Source organism: Sphingomonas arantia (genome assembly GCF_042682045.1).
GTDB lineage: Bacteria > Pseudomonadota > Alphaproteobacteria > Sphingomonadales > Sphingomonadaceae > Sphingomonas_R > Sphingomonas_R arantia.
Window position 1 is genome coordinate 714697 of the sequence record NZ_JBHUGS010000001.1, and the last position, 21062, is coordinate 735758.

A 21062-nucleotide genomic window follows, 5' to 3' on the forward strand; every position below is an offset into this window, starting at 1 on the left:
AAGCGGGGTGGACGCGAGCGATGCTCCACAGGCTCCGGTGTCCGGCCGACTGCCACGACATCGCCTGTCGTGACAGCCGGCCCGATGCCGATCAGAATTTCGCGCGGATGCCGAAATTGACGGTGCGACCGAAGGTGTGGATTTCCGAGACCTCCTCCCGTGTCCCCGCATAGGAAACCTGGCGCTGGTCGAGGATGTTCACGGCCTGGACGAAGGCTTCGATGTTCGGCCGGATCTGGTAGCTCGCGCCGAGGTCGACGATCCCGTAGCCGTCCTGATAATAAGGCAGGACATCCTCGGTCGTCGGCAGCGACGTTACGACCGCGCCCGCGTCCGTCATGTACGCGCTGCGATAGGTGTAGCTGACGTTGAATTCGAACGGCCCGCTTTCGAAGAAGGGGGTGATCGAATAGCTTGTGTCGGAGACGCCCATGACGCGGGCCGACCGGACGCCGGTGTCGGCGAGGTCCAGTTTCAGCTTCGACGTGGTGAAGGTGGCGGTCGCGGTTATGCCGAGCCCGAACGGCAGACGGTTTGTGTAGCCGAACTCGATCCCGGAGATCTTCGCATCGCCGACGTTGGTCGGGGTGGAGACCAGCACGTCGACCGGAAGCGTGGCGCCGTTGTTGACCGCAAAGGCCAGCGACCGCGTCTCGAAATCGGAGGCGATATAGTCGCTGATATCCTTGTGGAACGCTGCGGCGGTGAAGCCGCCGAACTGCCTGAAATACCATTCGAACGAGAGGTCGTAGTTCCACGACGTGTAGGGCCGCAGGTTCGGGTTGCCGGCCGATGCGGTCAGGTTGATCGTCGGGTCCGCAAGCGCGGCGGCGCCGCGGTTGAAGATGTCGGTGACGGTCACGCTGTTGGTGTTGATCGAATTGCGCAGTTCGGACAGCGAGGGGCGGGTCATCGTGCGCGACGCCGCCACGCGCACCTTGATCTCGTCGGTGATCCCGAAGCTCGCGTTCGCGCTGGGCAGCCATTCGGCATAGCTGGCCTTGGTCCTGACCGGCGTCACGTCGGTCGTCACGACGCCCGCGGCGTTGCGGACCGGCGTGACGGTGGTGCCGAGCACGTCGGTCTCCGTCCGGACGTAGCGCACGCCGACATTGCCGGTGACCGGTACGCGGCCGAGATCGGATGCGAAATCGAGGCGGCCATAGCCGGCGGCGATCTCTTCCCCGATGCGGTAGGAGTTCTGACGGTCGGCCGCGGTCGCGACCAGATCGTCCGCGCTGGGGTTCACGCCGTCAAATTCACCGGTCAGGACGTAGCTGTTGTTGAACAGGTCCCAGTTCACGTTCGTCCATGGCTGGAACGTGCCGATCGACTGATCGAAGGCGTTGCCGGGGACCGGATAGTCAAGGAACTCGCCGGTCCGCGTCACGCCGTCGCGCAGCTTCGTCGTGCTGCGGTCGCGGCGCTGATAGTCGCGGTAGCGGTCCGAATATTGGCCGCCGAACGCGAGTTTGGTGATGCGCAGGCCGCCCAAGTTCAGATCGATCTCGCGTGAGATGTTCAGGACGCCGGTCTTGTCCTCGTCGCGCGAATTGATCGGGCGCACGGCGAAACTCTCGAACGTCATCTTCGACGGATCGGTCAGGTCGAGGCTGGTGTAGAGCGCGTTGATCTTGCCCGTGTCGATCGGGTCGCCGCGGAAATCGAAGGTCAGGTCGCCGCCCTGTCGATCGGCGGTGCGGTACTGGACGCGCTGGATCGGGGTGACCAGATCGCTGTTGGCGCGGGCATAGCTGAACCGCGGTTCGATGCGCCAGCCGGCCAGGTCGAGCTTCATCGTGGCGTTCAGCTGCAGATTCTCGTGCGACTGATCGAGATATTCGGCGTAGTTCCGCATCCGTGCGCCGCGGATGGTGCCCGCGACGAGCCGCCCGTCCTCGACGACCGCGGTCGACAGGTCGAGCCGCGCGATCTGGCTGGGGATATAGTAGGTCAGCCGGCGTTCGGTGGTCTCGTTGTTGAACTGCGACCACAGACCGTCGATGTCGAATTCAAGGTTGGGGGCCGGCCGCCACTGCATGCCGAGGACCGCGCTGATCCGTTCGCGGTTTTCGAGTTCGAGATAGGGCTGCGCATCGGCCGGTACGCGAAGATCGCCCAGGCCGGGGACGTTCATGGTCTGCCAACCGACGCGCAACCGGTCGAACTGCACCTCGCGCTTCGAATAGGACACGCCGCCGAGCAGGCCGAACGTCTTGTCGTCGTTGTGCCAACCGGCGGACAGCGTGCCGTTGGGGTTGATCGTGTCGGTGCGTTCCTCGTAGCCGGCAAAGGCGCTGGCCGCGATGAACGGCTTGCGATCGAGCGGGTTGATCAGGCGGATATCGACGGTCGATCCGACCCCCGCCTCGATCAGATCGGCGGTCGGCGACTTGATGACCACGACGCTGTCGATCAGCGTTGCGGGCAGCACCTGAAGCCGGAACTGGCGGCCGGACTGGCCGGAATTCCGAATATTCTCGTTGTAGGCGAGCGGCATGCCGTCGAACGTCACCGCCTGGAAGTTCGGGCCGAGGCCGCGCACGCTGATGAACTGGCCTTCGCCCGCCTCACGTACGATCGTGACACCGGGGACACGTTGCAACGCCTCGGCCACGTTGAACGCCGGCAGCTTGCCGATGTCCGCCGCGACGACCGCGTCGGAAATCGAGTCCGCGTTCCGCTTGACGTCCAGCGACGCCCCGACACCGTCGGAGAATTTGCCGGTGACGACGATATTTGCCTCATCGGCGGCGACGCTGCTTGTCGTCGGGACGGCCGGGGGCGTTTGCAGGGCCGCCGCCAGCAGAGGGCGGACGATCAGCGCGCCGGCGGCGTCCCGCGTCACGGTCAACGAGGTGCCGGCGATCAAGCGGCGAACGGCCGCCTCCGCCGCGAAGGCGCCGGTCAGAGCCGGTGCGTTCAGGCCCGCCACCGTGGCGCCGGTGAACAGGATATCGTTCCCGCTCTGCCGTGCGACCTGCTCGAGCGCGCGGTCCATGGGTTGTGCGGCGATGGTCAGCCGGACCGGCCGCTGCGCGGTCTGCGCGCTTGCGATATCGGCCATCGCGACCGTCGAAAGGGCAAGCGCAAGCGCCGCCGAACGGCATAGCCGCTGCTTCAGGTTCGTCATTCGTGGTCCCCGTCTCACGCCCCCCAGCGAGCGTCGCAGGTCTGACGAACGGGAGTCGATTTACCTCACGCCCGGCGCGAAAATAATTTCAGCTGGTGGCCGAAATGCGGATGACGTCGGCGGCGGCATCCACCCGCACGGGCAGCAGCACCGCGAGTGAAAGGGCGAACGCCTCTGGATCGCCGACGCGGTACAGGCCGGTGAAGCGCATCGCCGCCGCCTTCGGGTCGGCCACGACAAGCGATCGATCGGTGTAGCGGTTCATCTCCGCCGTCGCCTCCGCCAAGGTCTGATCGCGGAAGGCCAGCCGGCCGCTCTGCCATGCAATCAGATCGTCCAGTTCGGGACGATCCATTCGGTCGGGGCGACCATCGGTCATGGCGATGCGCTGGCCCGGTCGGATCGGAACGGATGCACCCGCCGTCTCGACCCGGGCGACCCCGTCGAGCGCGGTCACGGCCGCGTGTCCGGTGTCATAACGTATGTCGAGCCGCCCGGTCCGCACCAGCGCGCGCCGGTCCCCGGTCCGGATCGCGAACGGGCGGCGATCGGCGGCGACGGCGAGATCGATCCGCCCGCTGGACAGCCACAGCATGCGCAGATCCTGGTTCGCCCGGAAGCGGATGCGCGTGGCGGTATCGAGCATGACGCGCGTGCCGTCGTCCAGCACGAGACGACGCTGTTCGCCGACATCGGTCCGGTAGACACCCGCGTTCGCCGCGCGCCAGCCCATGGACGAACCGCCGGCGACGAGCAGCGCCGCGCCACCCGCCATGACCGCGCGACGCGACGGCAACGATGGCCGGACGGTCGGCGGAGGCGAGGTCAGGCCGCCCGCGGAGTCCCAGACGGCCGAGGCGCGTTCGAACGCGTCGGCATGCTGCGGATCGGCATTCATCCAGGCACGGAACGCCGCTATGTCATGACCCGTACGATCGTCCGCATGCAATCGCGCAATCCAGTCCGCCGCCTGCCGGTTGAATGTCGCCGGCTCGCCGCGGAAGGTCACGTCACCAATTCTCCATCCAATCGGTCAGATGCGACATCGCACGCGCAACGTGCTTTTCCACAGCGCTCTGGCTGATGCCGAGTTCCTCGGCGATTTCGCGATACTTAAGACCGTCGAGCCGGTGCATCAAGAAGATCTGGCGCGTCCGCGGGCTGAGATGTTCGACGCCGCCACGCAGCCGTTCCAGCCGGTGGCGGGCGATCAGGACCTCGTCCTGCAACGGGCGGTGATCGGCCAGTGCGTCGGCGGCCAGATCGATCGAGACGCCAGTGCCCACGCGCCGTTCGCGCCGCCAGGCATCGCACCCGCGATTGGCGGCAGCCCGGGTGAGGAGGGCGGCGGCATTGTCGGCCACGACCTGCCGTTCGGCCAGGCCGACCCAGGCGTCGTGCAGCAGATCCTCCGCATCGTCCCGCCTGGTATGCCGCGCGATCTGGTCGCGCAGCCGAGCCCAGCCGAGCATCAGCCTGCCGGCGCGTATTGAAGCTTCGCCTCCACCCATGCCGCAGCGGCTAGGGGCACCGGGAGACGGTTCCGTGACAATGATGCTGCAAGCGGATGACTGACGCGTCGGATGAGGGGGGCGCTTCGAGGTCCCGATGGTGGATGCCGAGCTTGAGAGCTCGCCCCGTCAGCCTTCGATGATTTGGATCGACTTCGATCGGAAGGGCTGGAGCAGTGCATCGGTCGGTTGGCCACCGTCGTTCAAGTCGCGGACAGGCTGTTCGTGAGCAAGTGGGTCGCCATGCTGCGCGTCGGCGTTCGCGAAATGACGGTGATGGCCGATATCGGCGTTTATTCGCGTGAGATCGGCCGGCGGCAGCCGCTCGTTGTGACGGCATGGCTGTGGATCGATCGGGTCGGGCACGATGCGATCGAGGCCACGATCGACTATCGCGATATCGCAGCCGTCGCCGCGACGCTGGACGCGCACCATATCGCGTTGGTCGAAACCTTTGCGCACTGCATGGTTTCGGCTTGCCTGAAACTGTCGGGTGTCAGGCGCGCGTCGGTGACGACCGACAGGCCACAGGCTTTGCCCTCCGGCATCGCAACGGTCACAACCGTGCTGAGCCGCACGGCGGTACTGTCGGGCGTCGCGGCATCCGCAAGCCGCAGCATGAGGGACGACGCATAACATGGCCATCACAGCACCACCGTCGGGATCGATCGCGTCGTTGCTCGCCGACCGACCGATGAGCCGGCCGCAGATCTGGGCGGTCACGCTGTCGGTCGCGCTGAACGCGCTCGACGGGTTCGATGTGCTGGCGATCACCTTCGCCGCGCCCGGCATCTCCCAGGACTGGGGGATCGGGCCGGCACAGCTCGGCATCGCCTTGTCTTCGGGACTGGTCGGCATGGCGGCGGGCTCGCTGCTGCTCGCGCCGTTTGGCGACCGGTTCGGGCGACGTCCGCTGATCCTCGGCTGCCTCGTGCTGATGACGCTCGGCATGGCGCTGACCGCGACGGCGGACGGGATTTACAGTCTGTGCGTCTGGCGCGTGCTGACCGGCCTCGGCATCGGCGGCTCCGCGCTCGGTTGGGCCGCGCCGCGCTTCGGGCTGATGCGGTTGGTGGTCCTTGCCATGATCGGCACGGCGGCGACATTCGCGGTCTTCGGCATGGTCTACGGTCTGGTCGCGTTGCAGGCGGTGGCCTTCGTCGCGGGCATGTGCGTGTTTGGCGGGATCGTCGGGCTCTATGCGTTGCTGGCGCGCAGCTTTCCGCCCGAGCTGCGCGTGACCGGCACGGGCCTCGCGATCGGGATCGGCCGGGGCGGCGCCATCGTCGGGCCGCTGATCGGCGGGTTCCTGATCGCCGGCGGCACCAGCATCCCGCTAGCCATCGCGATCGTCGGTTCGGGGGCGCTGATCGGCGCGGCGCTGCTGGCGATCCTTGCGCGCGGACCGGCTGAGCCACCGGTTTCAGACGGCTGACGATGAAGAAAGCGCGCGCCTGACCTAGTCCTGCACCGTGCAATGCACCGGCCATCCGGGATCAGGCTGGCCACGCTTGTGTTAACGTCGCTCGTGTCGTCCGCAACGACCGATCGTCCGGTATCGTCAGCAATCGCACCGACGCGCACACCGATGCCGGCGGCTGAGACGACGGCATATTCTGCAATTCTGCGGAGGGTCGCCGCCCTCCGCATCTCTCCCGTGCAGGCAAATCGAGTGGACCGGCAGCGCTGCCGGTCCCGGGGTTACATCCGGTAGGACACGCGCAGGTAGCCGAACTGGCCTGGGACGTCGTAGGTCGTCGGATCGTAGTTCGGGCCGGTGCAGGTCGTGCAGGCGGGCGGGTCCTGGTTGAAGACGTTGCGGACGCCGACCGTGAAGTCGTATTTCCGGTCGAGGAAGGCGGGCGACAGGGTCAGCTGCACGTCGCCGTAGAAAGTGTTCTTCAGCCGGGCGCCGGTGTTTTGGGTGACGTGGTTGATGTAGCGGCCGGTGAACGACGCCTCGAAATCGGCGATGCTCCAGCTGACCACGCCGGTGCCCTTATACTTCGGGTAGGACTGGTCGGGCGAACCACGGGTGGTGCCGCGGTAGCTGATCGCGCTGAACCCGGTTGAGGTGGGCGTCGTCTCCGTATACTTCATCAGGTGGTTGCCGTTGAGCGACAGGCCGAAGATGCCGGCCGCGGTCTGCGGCGAGCGGTAGCTGAGCGTCAGATCGATGCCGCGCGTGCGGATCTGCCCGATATTCTGGAGCAGGCCGACGATGCTGGAGATGCGGCCGCTGCTGCTGCGGATGACGTTGGAGCAGCTGAGCGCGTCGCCGGCTTCGCTGCAGCGGGCCAGCGTGACTTGCGGGTTGGTCGAGGCGATCGCGCCGGACACCTTGATGTCGTAATAGTTGGCCTCCAGCGCGAACTGGCTGGCGAAGCCGCTGTCGCGTAGAAAGGCGGGGCTGAGCACGCCGCCGAACAGCCAGGTCTTCGAGGTTTCGGGGGCGAGCGCGCGGTTGCCGCCGGTCGTCACGCCGAGCTGCCCGGTCGGTTCCTGGTAGCTGCCGTTGGTCGGCACGCCGTTCGCCGCGCAGTTGGCGCGCACCGTGTCGGACGCCTGGTAGCGCGAGCCGGGAATGTTGCTGCACGGATCGGGGATGCCGATGTCGGACCGCGACTGCGCACCGAACAGTTCGCCGATGCTGGGGGCGCGGAACCCCTCTGCAAAGGAGGCGCGGAAGAGCAGATCGGAGATCGGTTTCCACAGGCCGGTGGCGGTGTAGGTCGTGTTGCTGCCGCTGGTCGAATAGTTGACGTGGCGGACCGCGCCCGATGCCTCCAGCGAGTTGAAGAACGGCACGTCCTTCAGCAGGGGCACGCGGATTTCGCCGTAGAATTCGTCGGAGTTGAACGAGCCGCTGGCCGCCTGCGCCGGGATGTCCGCGCCGAAGCCCGCCTGGATCAGCGGATCGGGCGTGAACGAGCCCTTCTGGTAGCGATGTTCGTAGCCGACCGCGATGCCGACCGGGCCGGCGGGCAGGTCGAACAGCTCACCGGTCAGGTTGGCGGTGTAGTCGCGCAGTTCCTGGCTGCTGCGCGCGCGTTCGGTAAAGCCGACGAAGGCGAGCATCGCCGGGGTGATCGAGCCCGCGCCGCCGAAGATGTTGAACGGCACGCATTCGCCGGTGCATTGCGCGACCGGGCCGAGCGCCTGGGCGAGGCGTTGCGTGTTGATGTTGCCGGTGAACACCTGCTTGGCGTCGTTGAAGCCCTGCACCGCGTTCACGTCCCAGTAGAAGGTCCGTTCGCCGAGCTGGAACTTGCCGTCGAGCGTCGCGGTGACCGACATCGTGTCGACCCGCTGGTTGTAGGTGCGCTGCCCCGCCTCGACCAGGCGGCGGCCGACCAGTGCGTAGTTCGCCGGCGGCTGGCCTGTGCCGCCCGCCGACAGCGTGACGCCGAACGGGTTGAACGGGTTGGTCGCGTCGATCGAGATGCGGTCGGTCAGCGTGCCGGTGCCGGCGTCGGGACCGACGTTCAGCGGCAAGAAGGCGGCCTGGTTCTGCGAATTGCGGTGATTGTAGATCGCCCGAACGCGCAGGTTGATGTCGGAGCCCAGCTCCTGCTTGAAGTTGACGAACGCGCCGTAACGCTCCGACGGCGTCAGGAAGTAGTTGAACGGCGAGAAGTTGAAGCGGTCCGCCGTCGTGAAAGCGCGGAAATCGCCGCCGACCAACGTGGGATCGTAGACGCCGCGGGTGGTGAGCCCGTTCTGGCGGACGGTGAGCGTGCCGCCCTGCGGACGCACCGCGTTGCCCTGGTTGAACACGATGCGTCCGCCGAGTGCCGCGCCGGAGCAACCGCCGCGCGGGTCCTCGCAGGTCGTCTGGCCCGGGTTGGGGAATTGCGAGATGCTGCGATCGGCGGTGCGGACGCTGCCTTCCTTCACATAGCTACCGCCGAAGACGAGCGAGGTGGTCGGACCCTTCACGCCGTAGCTGATGTCGCCATTGTAGGAGTCGCCGTCGCCTGCGCGGAACGTGCCGAACTGGCCGGACATGCGCAGGCCCTGCTGGCTGGTCTTGGTGATGATGTTGACGACGCCGGCGATGGCGTCCGATCCGTAGAGCGGCGACTGGCCGGATTGCAGGACCTCGATCCGCTCGATCGAGCTGTTGGGGATGGTGTTCAGATCGACGGTGCCGGGGATGCCGCTGGCCGATGCGCCGTTGACGTAGCGCAGGCCGTCGACCAGCACGAGTGTGCGCTTGGCGAGCAGATAGCGCAGGTCGATTTCGGACGAGCCGGCGCCGACGCCGCCGCCGTCCTGCGGATTGCCGATGTTGCCGGAATTGTTGACCTTCGTGTTGAGGCCACCGGCGGCGCTGGGCAGGCGCTGGAGGATATCCGCGACGGAGGTGAGGCCGGTCTGGGCGAGCGCCGCGCTGTCGAGCGTGACGACGGGCGAGCGCTGTTCCAGCGGGTTCTGCCGGATGCGGGAGCCGGTGACGATGATGTCGTCGGGCGTGTCCGCGGCCTCGTTGGTCGATGCGCTGGCGGACGCGGCCGGGCCGACGTCGACGGCCTGCGCATGGGCGGCACCCGCGAGCAGCATGGCGGGAAGGCATATGCCCGAGCGAAGGAAGGTTCGGTTCAGCGTCATCGTCAGGCCCCCTGATTGATCCGAGCCGCAAGGTTCGGGAAAACAGGGTGCGCCGCAATAGTCCGCCATCATTCGGCAACAGTTTGGCAACGAAGTTTCAACGAGTGTTACAATGCTGCAACATGCGGGAATGGGTGGGGGTCGGGCTCAGGAGGGCGCAGCGCTTCGGTGTTGGCGTCGGGGCGAAGGCTGGCGGGGATCGCGACCGTCCGGCTGCGAGACCGTCATGGTTTTGACGTTGACGCAGTGCAGCATAAAACTTTACAGGCCTCGCTGCTAATATGCCAAGCTGATCCGGCGCAGCCTTAGCGCTGGAGGCACCGCGTGATGACGACCATGACTTTTGCAGATCTCGATCTGGCACCGTCCCTGCTGCAGGCATTGGCGGAGGAGGGCTATGTGAGCCCGACGCCGATCCAGGCGCAGTCGATCCCGTTGCTGTTGCAGGGCCGTGACATACTCGGCATGGCGCAGACCGGCACGGGCAAGACCGCGGCGTTCGCGCTGCCGCTGCTCCATCGGCTTGCCGCCAACCCACGACCGGCGCCGCGGGGCGGGGCGCGTATCCTGGTCCTGGCGCCGACGCGCGAACTGGTGTCGCAGATCGCCGCCGGCTTCGAGAGTTTCGGCCGTCACCTGTCGCTGAGCATCACGACGATCTTCGGTGGGGTCAGTCAGTTCCATCAGGTCAAGGCGCTCGAGGCCGGCGTCGACATCATCGTGGCGGCGCCGGGGCGGCTGCTCGACTTGGTCGACCAGGGGCTGTGCAACCTGTCCGCGCTCGAGGCGCTGGTGCTGGACGAAGCGGACCAGATGCTCGACATGGGCTTTGCCAAGCCGATCGAGCGGATCGTCGCGACGCTGCCGAGCGATCGCCATACGCTGCTGTTTTCGGCGACGATGCCGAAGTCCATCGCGACGCTGGCGCAGAGCCTGCTGCGCGATCCGGCAAAGGTCGAGATCGCGCCGCCGTCGACGACGGTCGAACGGATCGAGCAGTCGGTGATGTTCCTCGATGCGGCCGACAAGAAGACCGCGCTGCTGGCGCTGCTGCGGACGCCGGAGATCGGCCAGGCGGTCGTGTTCACGCTGCAGAAGAACATCGCGAACGAAGTGTGCGCGTTCATCAGCGAGGGGGGGATCACCGCCGAGGCGCTGCACGGCAACAAGTCGCAGGGTCAGCGGGAGCGCGCGCTGGATGCGTTCCGCGCCGGGACGGTGCAGGTGCTGGTCGCGACCGATATCGCGGCGCGCGGGATCGACGTCGACACGGTGACGCATGTGTTCAACCACGACCTGCCGAGCCTGCCGGAAAGCTATGTCCACCGGATCGGCCGCACCGGTCGGGCGGGGCGCAGCGGCTTTGCGGTAACGCTGTGCGATGCCGAGCAGCGTGCCTGGCTGCATGATGTGGAGCGGGAAATCGGGCTCGCGCTTATGGTGCGCGACGATCACCCGTGGCATTGCGAGGTTGCGCGTCATTCGACGAAGCGGGCGCCCGTGCTGGGCGGCGGGCCGGTCAAGCAGGTCAAGCCGCAGAAGGACCGTGAGCGCAAGATCTGGACCGAGGAAGAGAAGCTGGCGGCGCGAATGGCGGCACGGGCCGCCTGAACGGATTGCCGAACGGCGGCAGCTTGCAGAACGTCAGGTAAAGGATCGGGCGGGGGTGGTCGGGACCACCTCCGCCCGATCCTATTTGTTACCAGGTGCCCACGACGTCCGGGGTTATCACGGGCATGTCGGCGACCCACATGGCGGCATGCGCGGTATCGTCGGCACCAAAGGCCGCGACCGACGGCGTACCGAACAGGACGTCCGATGCGGTGACGGCGTTCTCACCGGTCACCTGGACGCGCAGATCGATCGAGCCGTTGCCGCCCAGATCGAAGTCGACGAACGTGTTGCCGCCGCCCGACGTGATCTGGAAGCTGTCGGCGGCGTTCGTGTAGAGCCCCTGGGCATCGATCTTGTCGACGGTCGTTTCGAAGTCGGTGATGACATCCGAAGCGGCGACGGTCGAGTCGCCGGCCAGGACGAACCGGAACATGTCCGCGCCGCTGCCGCCGGTCAGCGTATCGCTGCCGAGGCCGCCCTGCAGGACGTCGTTGCCGAGGTTGCCGAACAGCTGGTCGTCGCCGCGGCCGCCATAGACCAGGTCGTCGCCCTGGCCGCCGTAGAGCGTGTCGTTGCCGACATTGCCGTACAGCACGTCGTTGTCCTGGTTGCCGTAGAGGATGTCGTCGCCGTCATCGCCCTGCAGCGTGTCCGCACCGATGTTGCCGTACAGGACATCGTTCCCGAGGTTGCCGAACAGCGTGTCGTTACCGTCGCCGCCGGACACCAAGTCGTTGCCCTGACCGCCGAACAGCGAGTCGTTGCCGGCATCGCCCGAGAGCGTATCGTCGCCCTGGTTGCCGTACAGCGTGTCGTCGCCGATATTGCCGAACAGCGTGTCGTTACCGAGACCCGCGGTCAGCAGGTCGTTGCCCTGGCCACCGAAGAGCGTATCGGCGCCGTCGCCGCCGTTCAGATTGTCGTCGCCCTGGTTGCCGTACAGCGTGTCGTCGCCGAGGCCGCCGCTCAGCGTGTCGATGCCCAGGCCGCCGGTCAGCAGGTCGTTGCCCTCGCCGCCGATGAGCAGGTCGTTCCCGGTGCTGCCGGTGATCGTGTCGTTTCCGCCGCGACCGTCGAAGGTGATGCCGGTCTGGCCGTCATCGGCGTAGGACAGCACGCTGAAGACGTTCGCGTTGTCGTCGCCCGCGATCGACGACCGGCTGCCGCCGTCGGCCGCCGCAATGACGTTCTCGATACCCGAAAGCGCAAAGAAGGAGCTGGCCGAATAGGCCGTGCCTGCGGCCAGATCGACCTGGAACCCGTTGTCGAGACCGAGCGTATCGACGCCATCGCCGCCCGAGATCGCCCCGGTCGTCTTGGTGGAGGCGATGCCCGATGCGAAGATGTAGTCGTCGCCCGAGCCGCTGTTGACGGTCCGGTTGCCGGACAGATAGATTTCGGTGTTGGCGCTGCCGACGACGTCGAGCTGGAGCTGGGCGCCTTCGCTGCCCGTGAACAGTTCGACATAGCTGCCGGCGCGGACGATGACCTGCTCGATGCCGTTGAGGGCATAGCGCTGCGTTCCGACGAACACGCCGAGCGATTCGCCGTCATCGGTATCGACCGCGCCGATCGTGGTCGGTGCGATGCCGCTCAGGTCGAGAAGGTCGTTGCCCTCGCCGCCGATGATGCTGCCGGTGCCGAGATCCTCGCCGCTGTCATCCGTGACGCTGAAGCGGAACACGTCGTCGCCCTCGCCGCCGTCGAGGACGTCGGCGCCGAGGCTGCCGTTGATGAAATCATTGCCGGCATAGCCGTAGATCGTGTCCGAACCGTCCGTGCCGTTCAGGATATCGTCGCCATCGGTGCCGTCGATGACGTCGTTCGTGTATGCAGATTTCGCCATTGTGTCTCTCCTGCCACCGCGCCCGCGGTCAGCTTATGGCGTCGTGTAGACGAAAGCCCGAAAACGCAAAGGTTAAGTCTTTGCAAAAAACGGGACACTTTTTTTCTTGTGCGGGGGTCGGCGGGTTTCGAAAACGGCCTTGCCGTTAGGGAATAGACGTTCCGTGACATCGAACGTGCGGACGGGGAGTGCCGACAGACTAGGGCGCATGGTATAATATACTTTGCGAATTGCGCGGGTTTGCCCAGTTTTGCCTTCGCGACCGGGCCGAGTTTTCTGATCGGTGGAGGCGATGCCCGACCAAATGTGGCGGCATATGTGGCGGCATATAAAGCAGGCGAGGCGCGTTGAGCGACCCGTGGGTTTGGTGGGACGGGCGTGTCGCGCGTTCCGATCCGGACAGTGCGTCCCGCCGCCTTTTCGACGGGCACCGATCCGTCCGTCTCAAGACCAGAAAGCCTCATCATGCCCAGAGTTTCGATCACGAACGACTATGCGGAGCGCGACGCGAGCATCGCGATCAACAGCTATACGACCGTGTTGCGCCGGCCGCGGGTGCCGCATGAGGTGTTCGCGACCTATTGGCGGGATGTTCATGGGCCGCTGTGTTCGCGGATCCCGGGGCTCGGCTGGTATGTCCAGAACCATCTCAACCGCGCGCAGGACGCCCATTTGTGGCCGGCGATCGGGGGCATCACGCCGTTCGAGGATTATGAACTGGATGGCGGGGTCGAGATCGGCTTCGCAACCGCGGCGGACCAAGAGATCTTCAACGCGGCGAGCCACATCCTGTTCGCCGACGAGCAGAACATGTTCGCGGCGACCGTCGCCTATGCGCTGCCCAACGGGTCGCGGACGCTGATCGACCGGATCGCCGATCCGATCCCGAACGGCAACGACGGGTTCGACCGGATCCATGTCCACTTCGGTGCGGCGGGGCGCGATGCCGGGGCGTTCGGTGCGTATATGACGGAGTTCGCCGAGACGCTGGCCGCGGACCCGGCGGTGCTGAAGCTGCGGCTGCACGTGCCGGACCTGTACGACAATGCCGAACCTGCGCCGCCGGCGCCGAACGTCGATCATCTGGTCCCGGCCGAACGCGCGCTGATCGCGGTGATCGAGTTCGCGTTCGAGACGCCGCTGACGCGTCGCGCGTTCTTCGAGTCCGAGGCGTTCCTGGCGACGCAGGCCGGGCAGGCGGCGCAGATCGCACATGCCTCCGCGTTCGCGGTGAGTGGCATCTACACCTATGTGCGCGACGGTCAGCTAACGACCGCGGGACTGCGGGGCAGCCGTCAGGCGGAGTTAATCGAGCGGCTGGGTGCGAACAATCAACTCACAAACGATGTGCGGCAGCTTATGCAGACGGGTTCCGTCGCGTAAGCTGAAAGGCAGCGGGGGTGGTCTTGAAGATCATGGCCACCCCCGTCGCTTGCTTATGACCGTCTCACGTCACTCGGCGGCGGCGGGGATCATGGTCATCGCCTGCCGTTCGGACGCGGCATCGAGCCGGCGGTAGGTCGCCAGCGCCTGGCCCACGACCTGGTCCATATTATAGTAGCGGTAGGTGGCGAGCCGCCCGACGAAGCTGACATTGTGTTCCGCCAGTGCCAGCGCCTCGTACCGCTTGAACAGCGCCTGGTTCTCGTCGCGCGGGATAGGGTAGTAGGGATCGCCCGTGGCGCTGGGATATTCGGTGGTCAGGCTGGTGCGCGACGCGGTCTGGCCGGTGAGGTGCTTGTACTCGGTGACGCGCGTGTATGGCACGTCCTCGTCCGGATAGTTTACGACCGCGACCGGCTGATGCCATTCGGTGTCCTCGGTCCGATGTTCGAACCGCAGCGAGCGGTAGGGCAACGGCCCGTAGCGGTGGCCGAAATACTCGTCGATCGGACCGGTGAAAACCAGATGGTCGTGTGGGTAGACATCGCGCACCGCGGTGTAGTCGACGTCCAGCAGCACGTCGATGTTGGGGTGATCGAGCATCCGTTCGAACATGGCGGTGTAGCCGGCGGCGGGCATCGCCTGGAACCGGTCGGTGAAGTAGCGATCGTCCGTGTCGGTCCGGGTTGGCACGCGTGCGGTGACCGACTTGTCGAGTTCCGACGGGTCCATGCCCCATTGCTTGCGCGTGTAGCCGCGGAAGAAGGTCTCGTAGAGTTCGCGACCGACCTTCGACACGACGACGTCGGCGGAGGTGCGGATCGGATCGACCGGCTCGGCGCGCGAGGCGAGGAACGCATCGACATCGGCATCGCCGCGGAGGTCGAGATCGTACAGCATGTTGAGCGTGGTGCGGTTGATCGGCATCGGGACCTGCTGCGTGCCGACCTGCGCCAGCACGCGATGTTCGTAGGGCCGCCAGTCCGTGAACTGCGACAGATAGTCGACGATCTCGGTCGAATTGGTGTGGAAGATGTGCGGGCCATATTGGTGGATCAGGATGCCGGCCGCGTCGAGATGGTCGAACGCGTTGCCGGCGATGTGCGGGCGGCGGTCGACCACCAGCACGCGCTTGCCGCCGTCGTTGGCCAGCCGCTCTGCCATGACCGCGCCGGCGAACCCCGCGCCGACGACCATGACGTCGTAGCGTTCGCGCGCCGCCGGCCAGCTGGTCGGCGAGACGACCGCCTCATGCTTGTCGCGCAGCACGATTGCGGCGTCGACCAGCGCGTCCATCGCCAGCGCGGTGCCGTTCCACGATCCGGTGGCAAGCTGCGCATCGGCAACGTCGCGCCAGCCAGTGCCCTGTTCGCGCAGCGCCATCGCGTGGTCGCAGGCGGCGACGAACGCGTCCGCGGTATCGGCGATCCCGACGGCATCGAGCGCGCCATATTGGCGGACGACATCCGTGATCGGCGTCGACACGACGGGGCAGCCGGCAGCGAGATATTCGGGGGTCTTGGTCGGGCTGATGAAGCGCGTCGCCTCGTTCATCGCGAACGGCATCAACGCGACGTCCCAGCCGGCCAGATAGTCGGGTAGTTCCGCGTAGGACTTGCTGCCGAGATAATGGATGTTGGCGCGGCGCGGCAGATCGGCCTCGTCGATCTTAACCACGGGGCCGATCACGACGAACGACCAGTGCGGTCGCGCATCGGCGATCGCAGTGAGCAGGCCGACGTCCATGCGTTCGTCGATGACGCCGACGAAGCCCAGCCGCGGGCCGGGGATGTCGGCCTGATCGGTGGGCTGCGTCGTGATGGCGCGCGCCTTGCCGAAATGGGCGGCGTCGATACTGGACGGGAAGGCGTGGACGTTCGAGTGACGGCCGCGCTTGCTCTCGTACAGGCTGGCACCGCCGGTGAAGACGACGTCGGCGCGCTCGATCAGTGCCTGTTCGCGCGCGAGCAGGTCGGCCGGCGCGTTCCGGAAGGCGGAGAGTTCGTCCATGCAGTCGTAGACGATGCAGTCGGCGGGGATATGGTCCGAGAAGGCGAGCATCATCGGCGTGTAGTACCACCGGACGAGTGGGCCGCGGGTGTCGGCGACGACCGCGTCGAGCAGGGTTGCGAGCACGGCGTCCTCGCGCCCGCGATACGCTTCGCTGAGCAGCGGCGTCAGCACCTCGACCCCGCCCTCGGCGGCGTGGCGGCGGAGCTTGGCGGCGTCGGCGCCGGCCCGATATTCCGGTTCTTCCCAGAACAGCACGCGGCGCGTGGCGGCAAAGCGGGTCATCAGATGCTGCGGTCGCTGGAACACGAAAGCCCAGCGAAGATGACTGAAGCAGATCAAAGTCGGTTGATCGGTTTCCGGCCGAAGGTTCGACGATCTGCGACCATCCGAGGAAACGTTACCGAGCATGACAATCCCTTTTTGGTTATAGGAAGAATGAACGGCACCTAATAATGTTAGTTCCAGTAAATCGAACAATAACAATCTAGATCAAGATTACATCCGGAACGACGACAGGCATGAGCTGTTTGGTCTGGAAGGAGTCCACCGATGAAACCACTGAACTTATGGGGCGGTGTGGAATGCACGGTGAACCGGGTCGGTGACGAGTATCTCGACCAGGTGCGGCGCAGCGGGCATCACGATCGCCTCGACGATATCGACCTGTTCGCCGATCTGGGCGTGACGGCGCTGCGTTTCCCGGTCCTGTGGGAGCGGGTTCGGCCGGCCGGCAGCAACGCGCCCGACTGGAGCTGGAGCGACACGCGGCTGGACCGGCTGCGCGCGCGGGGCGTCAGGCCGATCGTCGGGCTGGTCCATCATGGCAGCGGGCCGGCGCATACAAGCCTGATCGACGACGGTTTTGCCGCGGGGCTGGGGGCTTTTGCGGCCGAGGTTGCCGAGCGCTATCCATGGGTTGTCGACTGGACGCCGGTCAACGAGCCGCTGACGACCGCGCGCTTTTCGGGGCTGTACGGCCATTGGTATCCCCATCACCGCGACGAACGGTCGTTCTGGCAGGCGCTGCTGACGCAGGTCGACGGGACCCGGGCGGCGATGAAGGCGGTGCGCCGGGTCAACCGCCACGCGCGGCTGATCCAGACCGACGATCTCGGGCGGACCTATGCCACCGTCCGGATGGCCGAACAGGCGGCGTTCGACAATCTGCGTCGCTGGGCGGGGTGGGACCTGCTGTTCGGGCGGGTGACGCCGCATCATCCGCTGTGGGCACGGCTTGACCGGATGGGGCTGGCCGATCGGTTGCGGGCGATCGCCGACGATCCGTGCCCGCCCGACGTGGTAGGGGTGAACCATTATCTGACCAGCGACCGGTTCCTGGATCACCGGGTCGAGCGGTACCCGGTCCACACGCATGGCAGCAACGACCAGATCGCCTATGCCGATACCGAGGCGGTGCGGGCGCTCGATCCGCCGCCGGCCGGGCTGGCGGGCGTGTTGCGCGAGGCGTGGCAGCGTTACGGCACACCCATCGCGCTGACCGAAGTGCATAATGGCTGCACGCGCGAGGAACAGTTGCGCTGGGTTGCGGAGGCTTGGGATACCGCGAGCGCGCTACGCGAGGAGGGGATCGCGATCGAAGCCGTCACGGCGTGGGCGCTGCTCGGCAGTCATGACTGGAACAAGCTGCTGACCGCGCCGGGGCTATACGAGCCGGGTGTGTTCGACGTCGGCAAGGACGCGCCGCGGCCGACTGCGCTGGCGGAGTTGTGGCGCGGACTGCCGACCGGGGCCGCGCGCCATCCGGTGGTGGCCGCCCCGGGGTGGTGGCGGCGGCCGGACCGGCTGACCCACATGCCGCTGATCCGGCCCGCGCCGACGACGCGCACGCCGGCGGAGCAGGACGGGACCGGGCCGCTGCTGATCTGCGGCGCGAGCGGGACGCTGGGGCAGGCGTTCGCGCGCGCTTGTGTCGCGCGGGGGATCGACCATGTCGTGACGCGCCGCGACGAGCTGGACCTGGAACGGCCGGAGCGGATCGCGGCGGCCCTCGACGCATATCGGCCGTGGGGGGTCGTCAACGCGACGGGCTGGGTGCGCGTCGACGAGGCGGAGAGCGCGGAGGCGGCGTGCCGGCGGATCAATACCGAGGCGGCGATCGGGCTGGGCCGTGCCTGTGCCGGCCGGGGGATCCCGTGCCTGTCCTTTTCAAGCGACCTGGTGTTCGATGGCAGCGCGACGCGGCCCTATGTCGAGTCCGACGTGCCGCGACCGTTGAATGCCTATGGCAGCAGCAAGGCGGCGATGGAGCAGGTGTGTTCCGTGCTGCCCGGCGGATTGGTGGTGCGGACCGCGGCGTTCTTCTCGCCGTTCGGCACTCAGAATTTCGTCTGGGCAGTGCTCGATGCGCTGGCGGCGAACCGGCCGTTCGCGGCGGCGGGCGACCAGATCGTGACGCCGAGCTATGTGCCCGCGCTGGTCGATGCGGCGCTCGACCTGTTCATCGACGGGGCGGAGGGGGTCTGGCATCTGGCCGGCGAGACGGCGGTCAGTTGGGCGGCGTTTGGTGGGCATGTCGCCCAAGCTGCGGGCTATGATCCTGACCTTGTGAAGGCAGTTCCGGGCGCGACGCTGGGCCTGAAGGCGGTTCGTCCGGCGTATGCCGCCCTCGGCAGCGAGCGGACGACGTCGCTCGGCGGGTTCGAGGGAGATATCAAGGCGTTGGTAGAACGGCACCGGCGGCGGACCGCACGGGCGGCGTAGGCGGGCGTTGTGCTAGACGGTTCCGGACCGGGTGCCGGGTCGGAGCCAGGCCTTGCTGCCTTCGGCGTCGATCGCAGCCTGATGGAATGCCTGCGACACTTCGAGGGCCTGTTGCGGCGCGAGCGAGAAGCAGGTTCCGCCGGCGAGCGACACGACGATCAGCGAACCGTCGGTGTCGATCCGCAAATTGCCCCAATCCAGGATGTGCGTCTGCATGGCGACCCCTCCGGACATGTCGTGTCGGAACGGATGCGCGCCGACGGGTGCTTATACGCCCAGCGATCACGCTAACATTATACGAAGTTAAGCCTGTGTCGGGACTGGCTTTTTATCGACTTCCAGGCTCGCGCAGATCGCCTTGAGCGGTGCTGCGGCCCGCGCGCATTCGGCTTCGTCCATGCCGATTTCGCGGTTCGCGCTGTTCAGTACGTCGCAGGCGGTGAGCGTGATGTCGATCGCCTCGTCCACCGACAGGACGGCGCGTTCGATCAGGGCGTGGATGAGGCTTTCGACGAGCAGCAGGGCGGACCGGTTGTGATTCGCATCGGAGAAAGGAAGGGGTTCGGTACCGTGCATCTGAGCGTCTTTTCGGTCAGGCGGAGGAATATCCGTCAAGCGTCCGGGCATGTCAGCGACGCGACAATGCCGAACTTCCAACCTTTCCTACAGGAATCTTATCTTCCGAGATTAAACTATGATAATATTGCAAAGCAATATCGTTCTAGTACATCTCTGACTACAAGGGCGCGGTGTCCAACCATTTCATTCAAAAACTGAAGGGTTTCGGTCCGCTCGCCGACGAGGATATCGTCGCGCTCGAAAATGTTACCAGGTCGGCGCGGAAAGTCGCCGCGCGAACCGACCTGATCCGCGAAGGGGACCGACCGGGTCCGCTGTTCGTCGTGCTCGACGGCTGGGCGCAGCGTTACAAGATCCTGCCCAACGGCACGCGGCAGATCGTCGCGTTCCTGTTGCCGGGCGATGCTTGCGACCTGCATGTCGGCACGCTGGCGGAAATGGATCACAGCATCCAGACGGTGAAGGCGGCGCGGATCGCGACGATCGCCAACGGCGTGCTGGACGACCTGATGGACCGCCATCGCAACATCCGGCGCGCGATGTACCGGGCGCAGCTGACCGACGAGGGGACGCTGCGCGCGTGGATCGTCAGCATGGGCCGGCGCACCAGCATCGAACGTGTCGCGCATCTGATGTGCGAACTGTATCTGCGCGCGAGCCGGATCGGGCTGGTCGAAGGGGAGGGGTTCGAGCTGCCGCTGTCGCAGATCATGCTGGCCGACGCGCTGGGCATGACCCCGGTCCACATCAACCGCGTGTTGAAGGACCTGCGGTCGCGCGAAGCGATGGAGATCCGCCGCGGGACGATGGTGATCCAGGACCCGGTGATGCTGGCGCAGATCGCGGGCTTCGACGAGAATTACCTGCACCGCCGCCTGCGCCAGATCGCCTGACGCCCGGCGGCGCTGCCGATTACGCCGCGGTGCGCAGCCTGCGGTGGAGGTAATTGCCCTGGAAGCCCGCGATCTGGACGAGCTTGTCGATATCGTTGATAATGAGGCGGCCCCGCCCGATGGTCAGTACGTTGTCGAGCCGGAACTTGCGGAACACACGGTTGACGTGGACGGGCGTGAGACCGAGCGCATCGGCCAGCACGAGTTGCGACACCGGCATTTCGCAGCTGCCGTCCTGCCGCGTGAGGCCGATATTGTGGGCGCGGACGTAGAGTTCGCACATCAGGTGGGCGACGCGTTCGTGGCTGTTGCGACGACCGAGGCTGGAGATCCAGGAGCGCAGCACGCCTTCGTCGACGAGTTGCGACCACCAGAAGGCGCGTTGCAGGTTCTGCGTGCTTTCGCACAACCGGGTGACCTGCGCGCGGGGAATGGCGGCGACCAGCCCCGGGGTGATCGCGCTGATGCTGTGATCCATTTCGGCGAGCAGCGTGACATGGAAATTGCAAAAGTCGCCGGGCATCAGGAAGGCCAAGACCTGCCGCCCACCCTCCGGCATGACCGTGTAGCGCATCGCCCAGCCTTCGAGCATCAGAAAGACGGTTTCGGGCCGGTCGCCCTCCTGCGCCAGTTCCTGACGCGCGGACACTTTCCGCACATTCACGCAGGCCCCGTTGAGTATATCAAGCTCTCCGGTTGACAAGGCGCCGTATCCCGAGAGTTTTCGGATAAATGCGCTTGGATCAACCTTGGTCATA

Annotated in this window: 15 protein-coding genes; 6 read left to right on the forward strand and 9 right to left on the reverse strand. The window is 66.2% G+C overall.

Features of this window, described 5'->3' with window-relative positions; all coding sequences use genetic code 11:
* Positions 1 to 91: 91 nt before the first annotated feature.
* The 3 genes from ACFSGX_RS03455 to ACFSGX_RS03465 all read right to left on the reverse strand — a co-directional run bounded on the left by ACFSGX_RS03455 (position 92) and on the right by ACFSGX_RS03465 (position 4605).
* Positions 92 to 3133, reverse strand: coding sequence for a TonB-dependent receptor (locus tag ACFSGX_RS03455; RefSeq protein ID WP_380927493.1), 3042 nt, complete (start codon positions 3131 to 3133; stop codon positions 92 to 94).
* Positions 3134 to 3221: 88 nt separating this feature from the next.
* Complete coding sequence (locus ACFSGX_RS03460; protein WP_380927494.1) at positions 3222 to 4142, reverse strand: FecR family protein; 921 nt, start codon at positions 4140 to 4142, stop codon at positions 3222 to 3224.
* A gap of 1 nt (position 4143) precedes the next feature.
* On the reverse strand, positions 4144 to 4605 hold the full coding sequence (locus tag ACFSGX_RS03465) for an RNA polymerase sigma factor (RefSeq protein WP_380927495.1): 462 nt from the start codon (positions 4603 to 4605) through the stop codon (positions 4144 to 4146).
* Positions 4606 to 4869: 264 nt separating this feature from the next.
* Here ACFSGX_RS03465 and ACFSGX_RS03470 point away from each other — a divergent pair, with 264 nt between their 5' ends.
* Both ACFSGX_RS03470 and ACFSGX_RS03475 read left to right on the forward strand, forming a co-directional pair.
* The gene (locus tag ACFSGX_RS03470) at positions 4870 to 5280 is read left to right on the forward strand and encodes a dihydroneopterin aldolase (protein ID WP_380927497.1); all 411 of its coding nucleotides are present in this window, start codon (positions 4870 to 4872) and stop codon (positions 5278 to 5280) included.
* A gap of 1 nt (position 5281) precedes the next feature.
* Entirely contained in the window at positions 5282 to 6079 is a 798-nt protein-coding gene (locus ACFSGX_RS03475) for an MFS transporter (RefSeq protein ID WP_380927499.1), read from the forward strand.
* Between the two features lie 266 nt (positions 6080 to 6345).
* Here ACFSGX_RS03475 and ACFSGX_RS03480 read toward each other — a convergent pair whose 3' ends face one another.
* Complete coding sequence (locus ACFSGX_RS03480; RefSeq protein ID WP_380927501.1) at positions 6346 to 9255, reverse strand: TonB-dependent receptor domain-containing protein; 2910 nt, start codon at positions 9253 to 9255, stop codon at positions 6346 to 6348.
* Between the two features lie 327 nt (positions 9256 to 9582).
* On the opposite strand from ACFSGX_RS03480, the gene ACFSGX_RS03485 reads away from it, so the two are divergent.
* Positions 9583 to 10866 carry a DEAD/DEAH box helicase gene (locus ACFSGX_RS03485; RefSeq protein WP_380927502.1) on the forward strand — a complete coding sequence of 428 codons (1284 nt, stop codon included), beginning with the start codon at positions 9583 to 9585 and terminating at the stop codon, positions 10864 to 10866.
* An 88-nt stretch (positions 10867 to 10954) separates the two neighbouring features.
* On the opposite strand, the gene ACFSGX_RS03490 is transcribed toward ACFSGX_RS03485, so the two are convergent.
* Positions 10955 to 12715: a calcium-binding protein gene (locus ACFSGX_RS03490; RefSeq protein ID WP_380927504.1), complete on the reverse strand. Its 1761-nt coding sequence runs from the start codon at positions 12713 to 12715 to the stop codon at positions 10955 to 10957.
* Between the two features lie 465 nt (positions 12716 to 13180).
* Between ACFSGX_RS03490 and ACFSGX_RS03495 the strand changes: the two genes are divergently transcribed.
* Positions 13181 to 14098, forward strand: coding sequence for an EthD domain-containing protein (locus ACFSGX_RS03495; RefSeq protein WP_380927505.1), 918 nt, complete (start codon positions 13181 to 13183; stop codon positions 14096 to 14098).
* 69 nt (positions 14099 to 14167) lie between these two features.
* On the opposite strand, the gene glf is transcribed toward ACFSGX_RS03495, so the two are convergent.
* Entirely contained in the window at positions 14168 to 16393 is a 2226-nt protein-coding gene (gene glf / locus ACFSGX_RS03500) for a UDP-galactopyranose mutase (protein WP_380927507.1), read from the reverse strand.
* A gap of 267 nt (positions 16394 to 16660) precedes the next feature.
* On the opposite strand from glf, the gene ACFSGX_RS03505 reads away from it, so the two are divergent.
* On the forward strand, positions 16661 to 18832 hold the full coding sequence (locus tag ACFSGX_RS03505; protein ID WP_380927508.1) for a family 1 glycosylhydrolase: 2172 nt from the start codon (positions 16661 to 16663) through the stop codon (positions 18830 to 18832).
* A gap of 12 nt (positions 18833 to 18844) precedes the next feature.
* Here the strand turns inward: ACFSGX_RS03505 and ACFSGX_RS03510 are convergent, their stop codons facing one another.
* Together ACFSGX_RS03510 and ACFSGX_RS03515 are read right to left on the reverse strand one after the other, a co-directional pair.
* Positions 18845 to 19048 carry a hypothetical protein gene (locus ACFSGX_RS03510; RefSeq protein ID WP_380927510.1) on the reverse strand — a complete coding sequence of 68 codons (204 nt, stop codon included), beginning with the start codon at positions 19046 to 19048 and terminating at the stop codon, positions 18845 to 18847.
* A gap of 87 nt (positions 19049 to 19135) precedes the next feature.
* Complete coding sequence (locus ACFSGX_RS03515; protein WP_380927512.1) at positions 19136 to 19447, reverse strand: hypothetical protein; 312 nt, start codon at positions 19445 to 19447, stop codon at positions 19136 to 19138.
* A gap of 134 nt (positions 19448 to 19581) precedes the next feature.
* Between ACFSGX_RS03515 and ACFSGX_RS03520 the strand changes: the two genes are divergently transcribed.
* Complete coding sequence (locus tag ACFSGX_RS03520) at positions 19582 to 20304, forward strand: Crp/Fnr family transcriptional regulator (RefSeq protein WP_380927514.1); 723 nt, start codon at positions 19582 to 19584, stop codon at positions 20302 to 20304.
* 19 nt (positions 20305 to 20323) lie between these two features.
* On the opposite strand, the gene ACFSGX_RS03525 is transcribed toward ACFSGX_RS03520, so the two are convergent.
* Complete coding sequence (locus ACFSGX_RS03525; protein ID WP_380927516.1) at positions 20324 to 20953, reverse strand: Crp/Fnr family transcriptional regulator; 630 nt, start codon at positions 20951 to 20953, stop codon at positions 20324 to 20326.
* Positions 20954 to 21062 lie beyond the last annotated feature (109 nt).

Excerpts from the sequence above, each read along its gene's own strand:
- ACFSGX_RS03455 (WP_380927493.1), bottom strand. The coding sequence starts at position 3,133 with ATGACGAACCTGAAGCAGCGGCTATGCCGTTCGGCGGCGCTTGCGCTT.
- ACFSGX_RS03465 (WP_380927495.1), bottom strand. The coding sequence starts at position 4,605 with ATGCTCGGCTGGGCTCGGCTGCGCGACCAGATCGCGCGGCATACCAGG.
- ACFSGX_RS03475 (WP_380927499.1), top strand. The coding sequence starts at position 5,282 with ATGGCCATCACAGCACCACCGTCGGGATCGATCGCGTCGTTGCTCGCC.
- ACFSGX_RS03480 (WP_380927501.1), bottom strand. The coding sequence starts at position 9,255 with ATGACGCTGAACCGAACCTTCCTTCGCTCGGGCATATGCCTTCCCGCC.
- ACFSGX_RS03485 (WP_380927502.1), top strand. The coding sequence starts at position 9,583 with ATGACGACCATGACTTTTGCAGATCTCGATCTGGCACCGTCCCTGCTG.
- ACFSGX_RS03490 (WP_380927504.1), bottom strand. The coding sequence starts at position 12,715 with ATGGCGAAATCTGCATACACGAACGACGTCATCGACGGCACCGATGGC.
- ACFSGX_RS03495 (WP_380927505.1), top strand. The coding sequence starts at position 13,181 with ATGCCCAGAGTTTCGATCACGAACGACTATGCGGAGCGCGACGCGAGC.
- glf (WP_380927507.1), bottom strand. The coding sequence starts at position 16,393 with ATGACCCGCTTTGCCGCCACGCGCCGCGTGCTGTTCTGGGAAGAACCG.
- ACFSGX_RS03505 (WP_380927508.1), top strand. The coding sequence starts at position 16,661 with ATGAAACCACTGAACTTATGGGGCGGTGTGGAATGCACGGTGAACCGG.
- ACFSGX_RS03510 (WP_380927510.1), bottom strand. The coding sequence starts at position 19,048 with ATGCAGACGCACATCCTGGATTGGGGCAATTTGCGGATCGACACCGAC.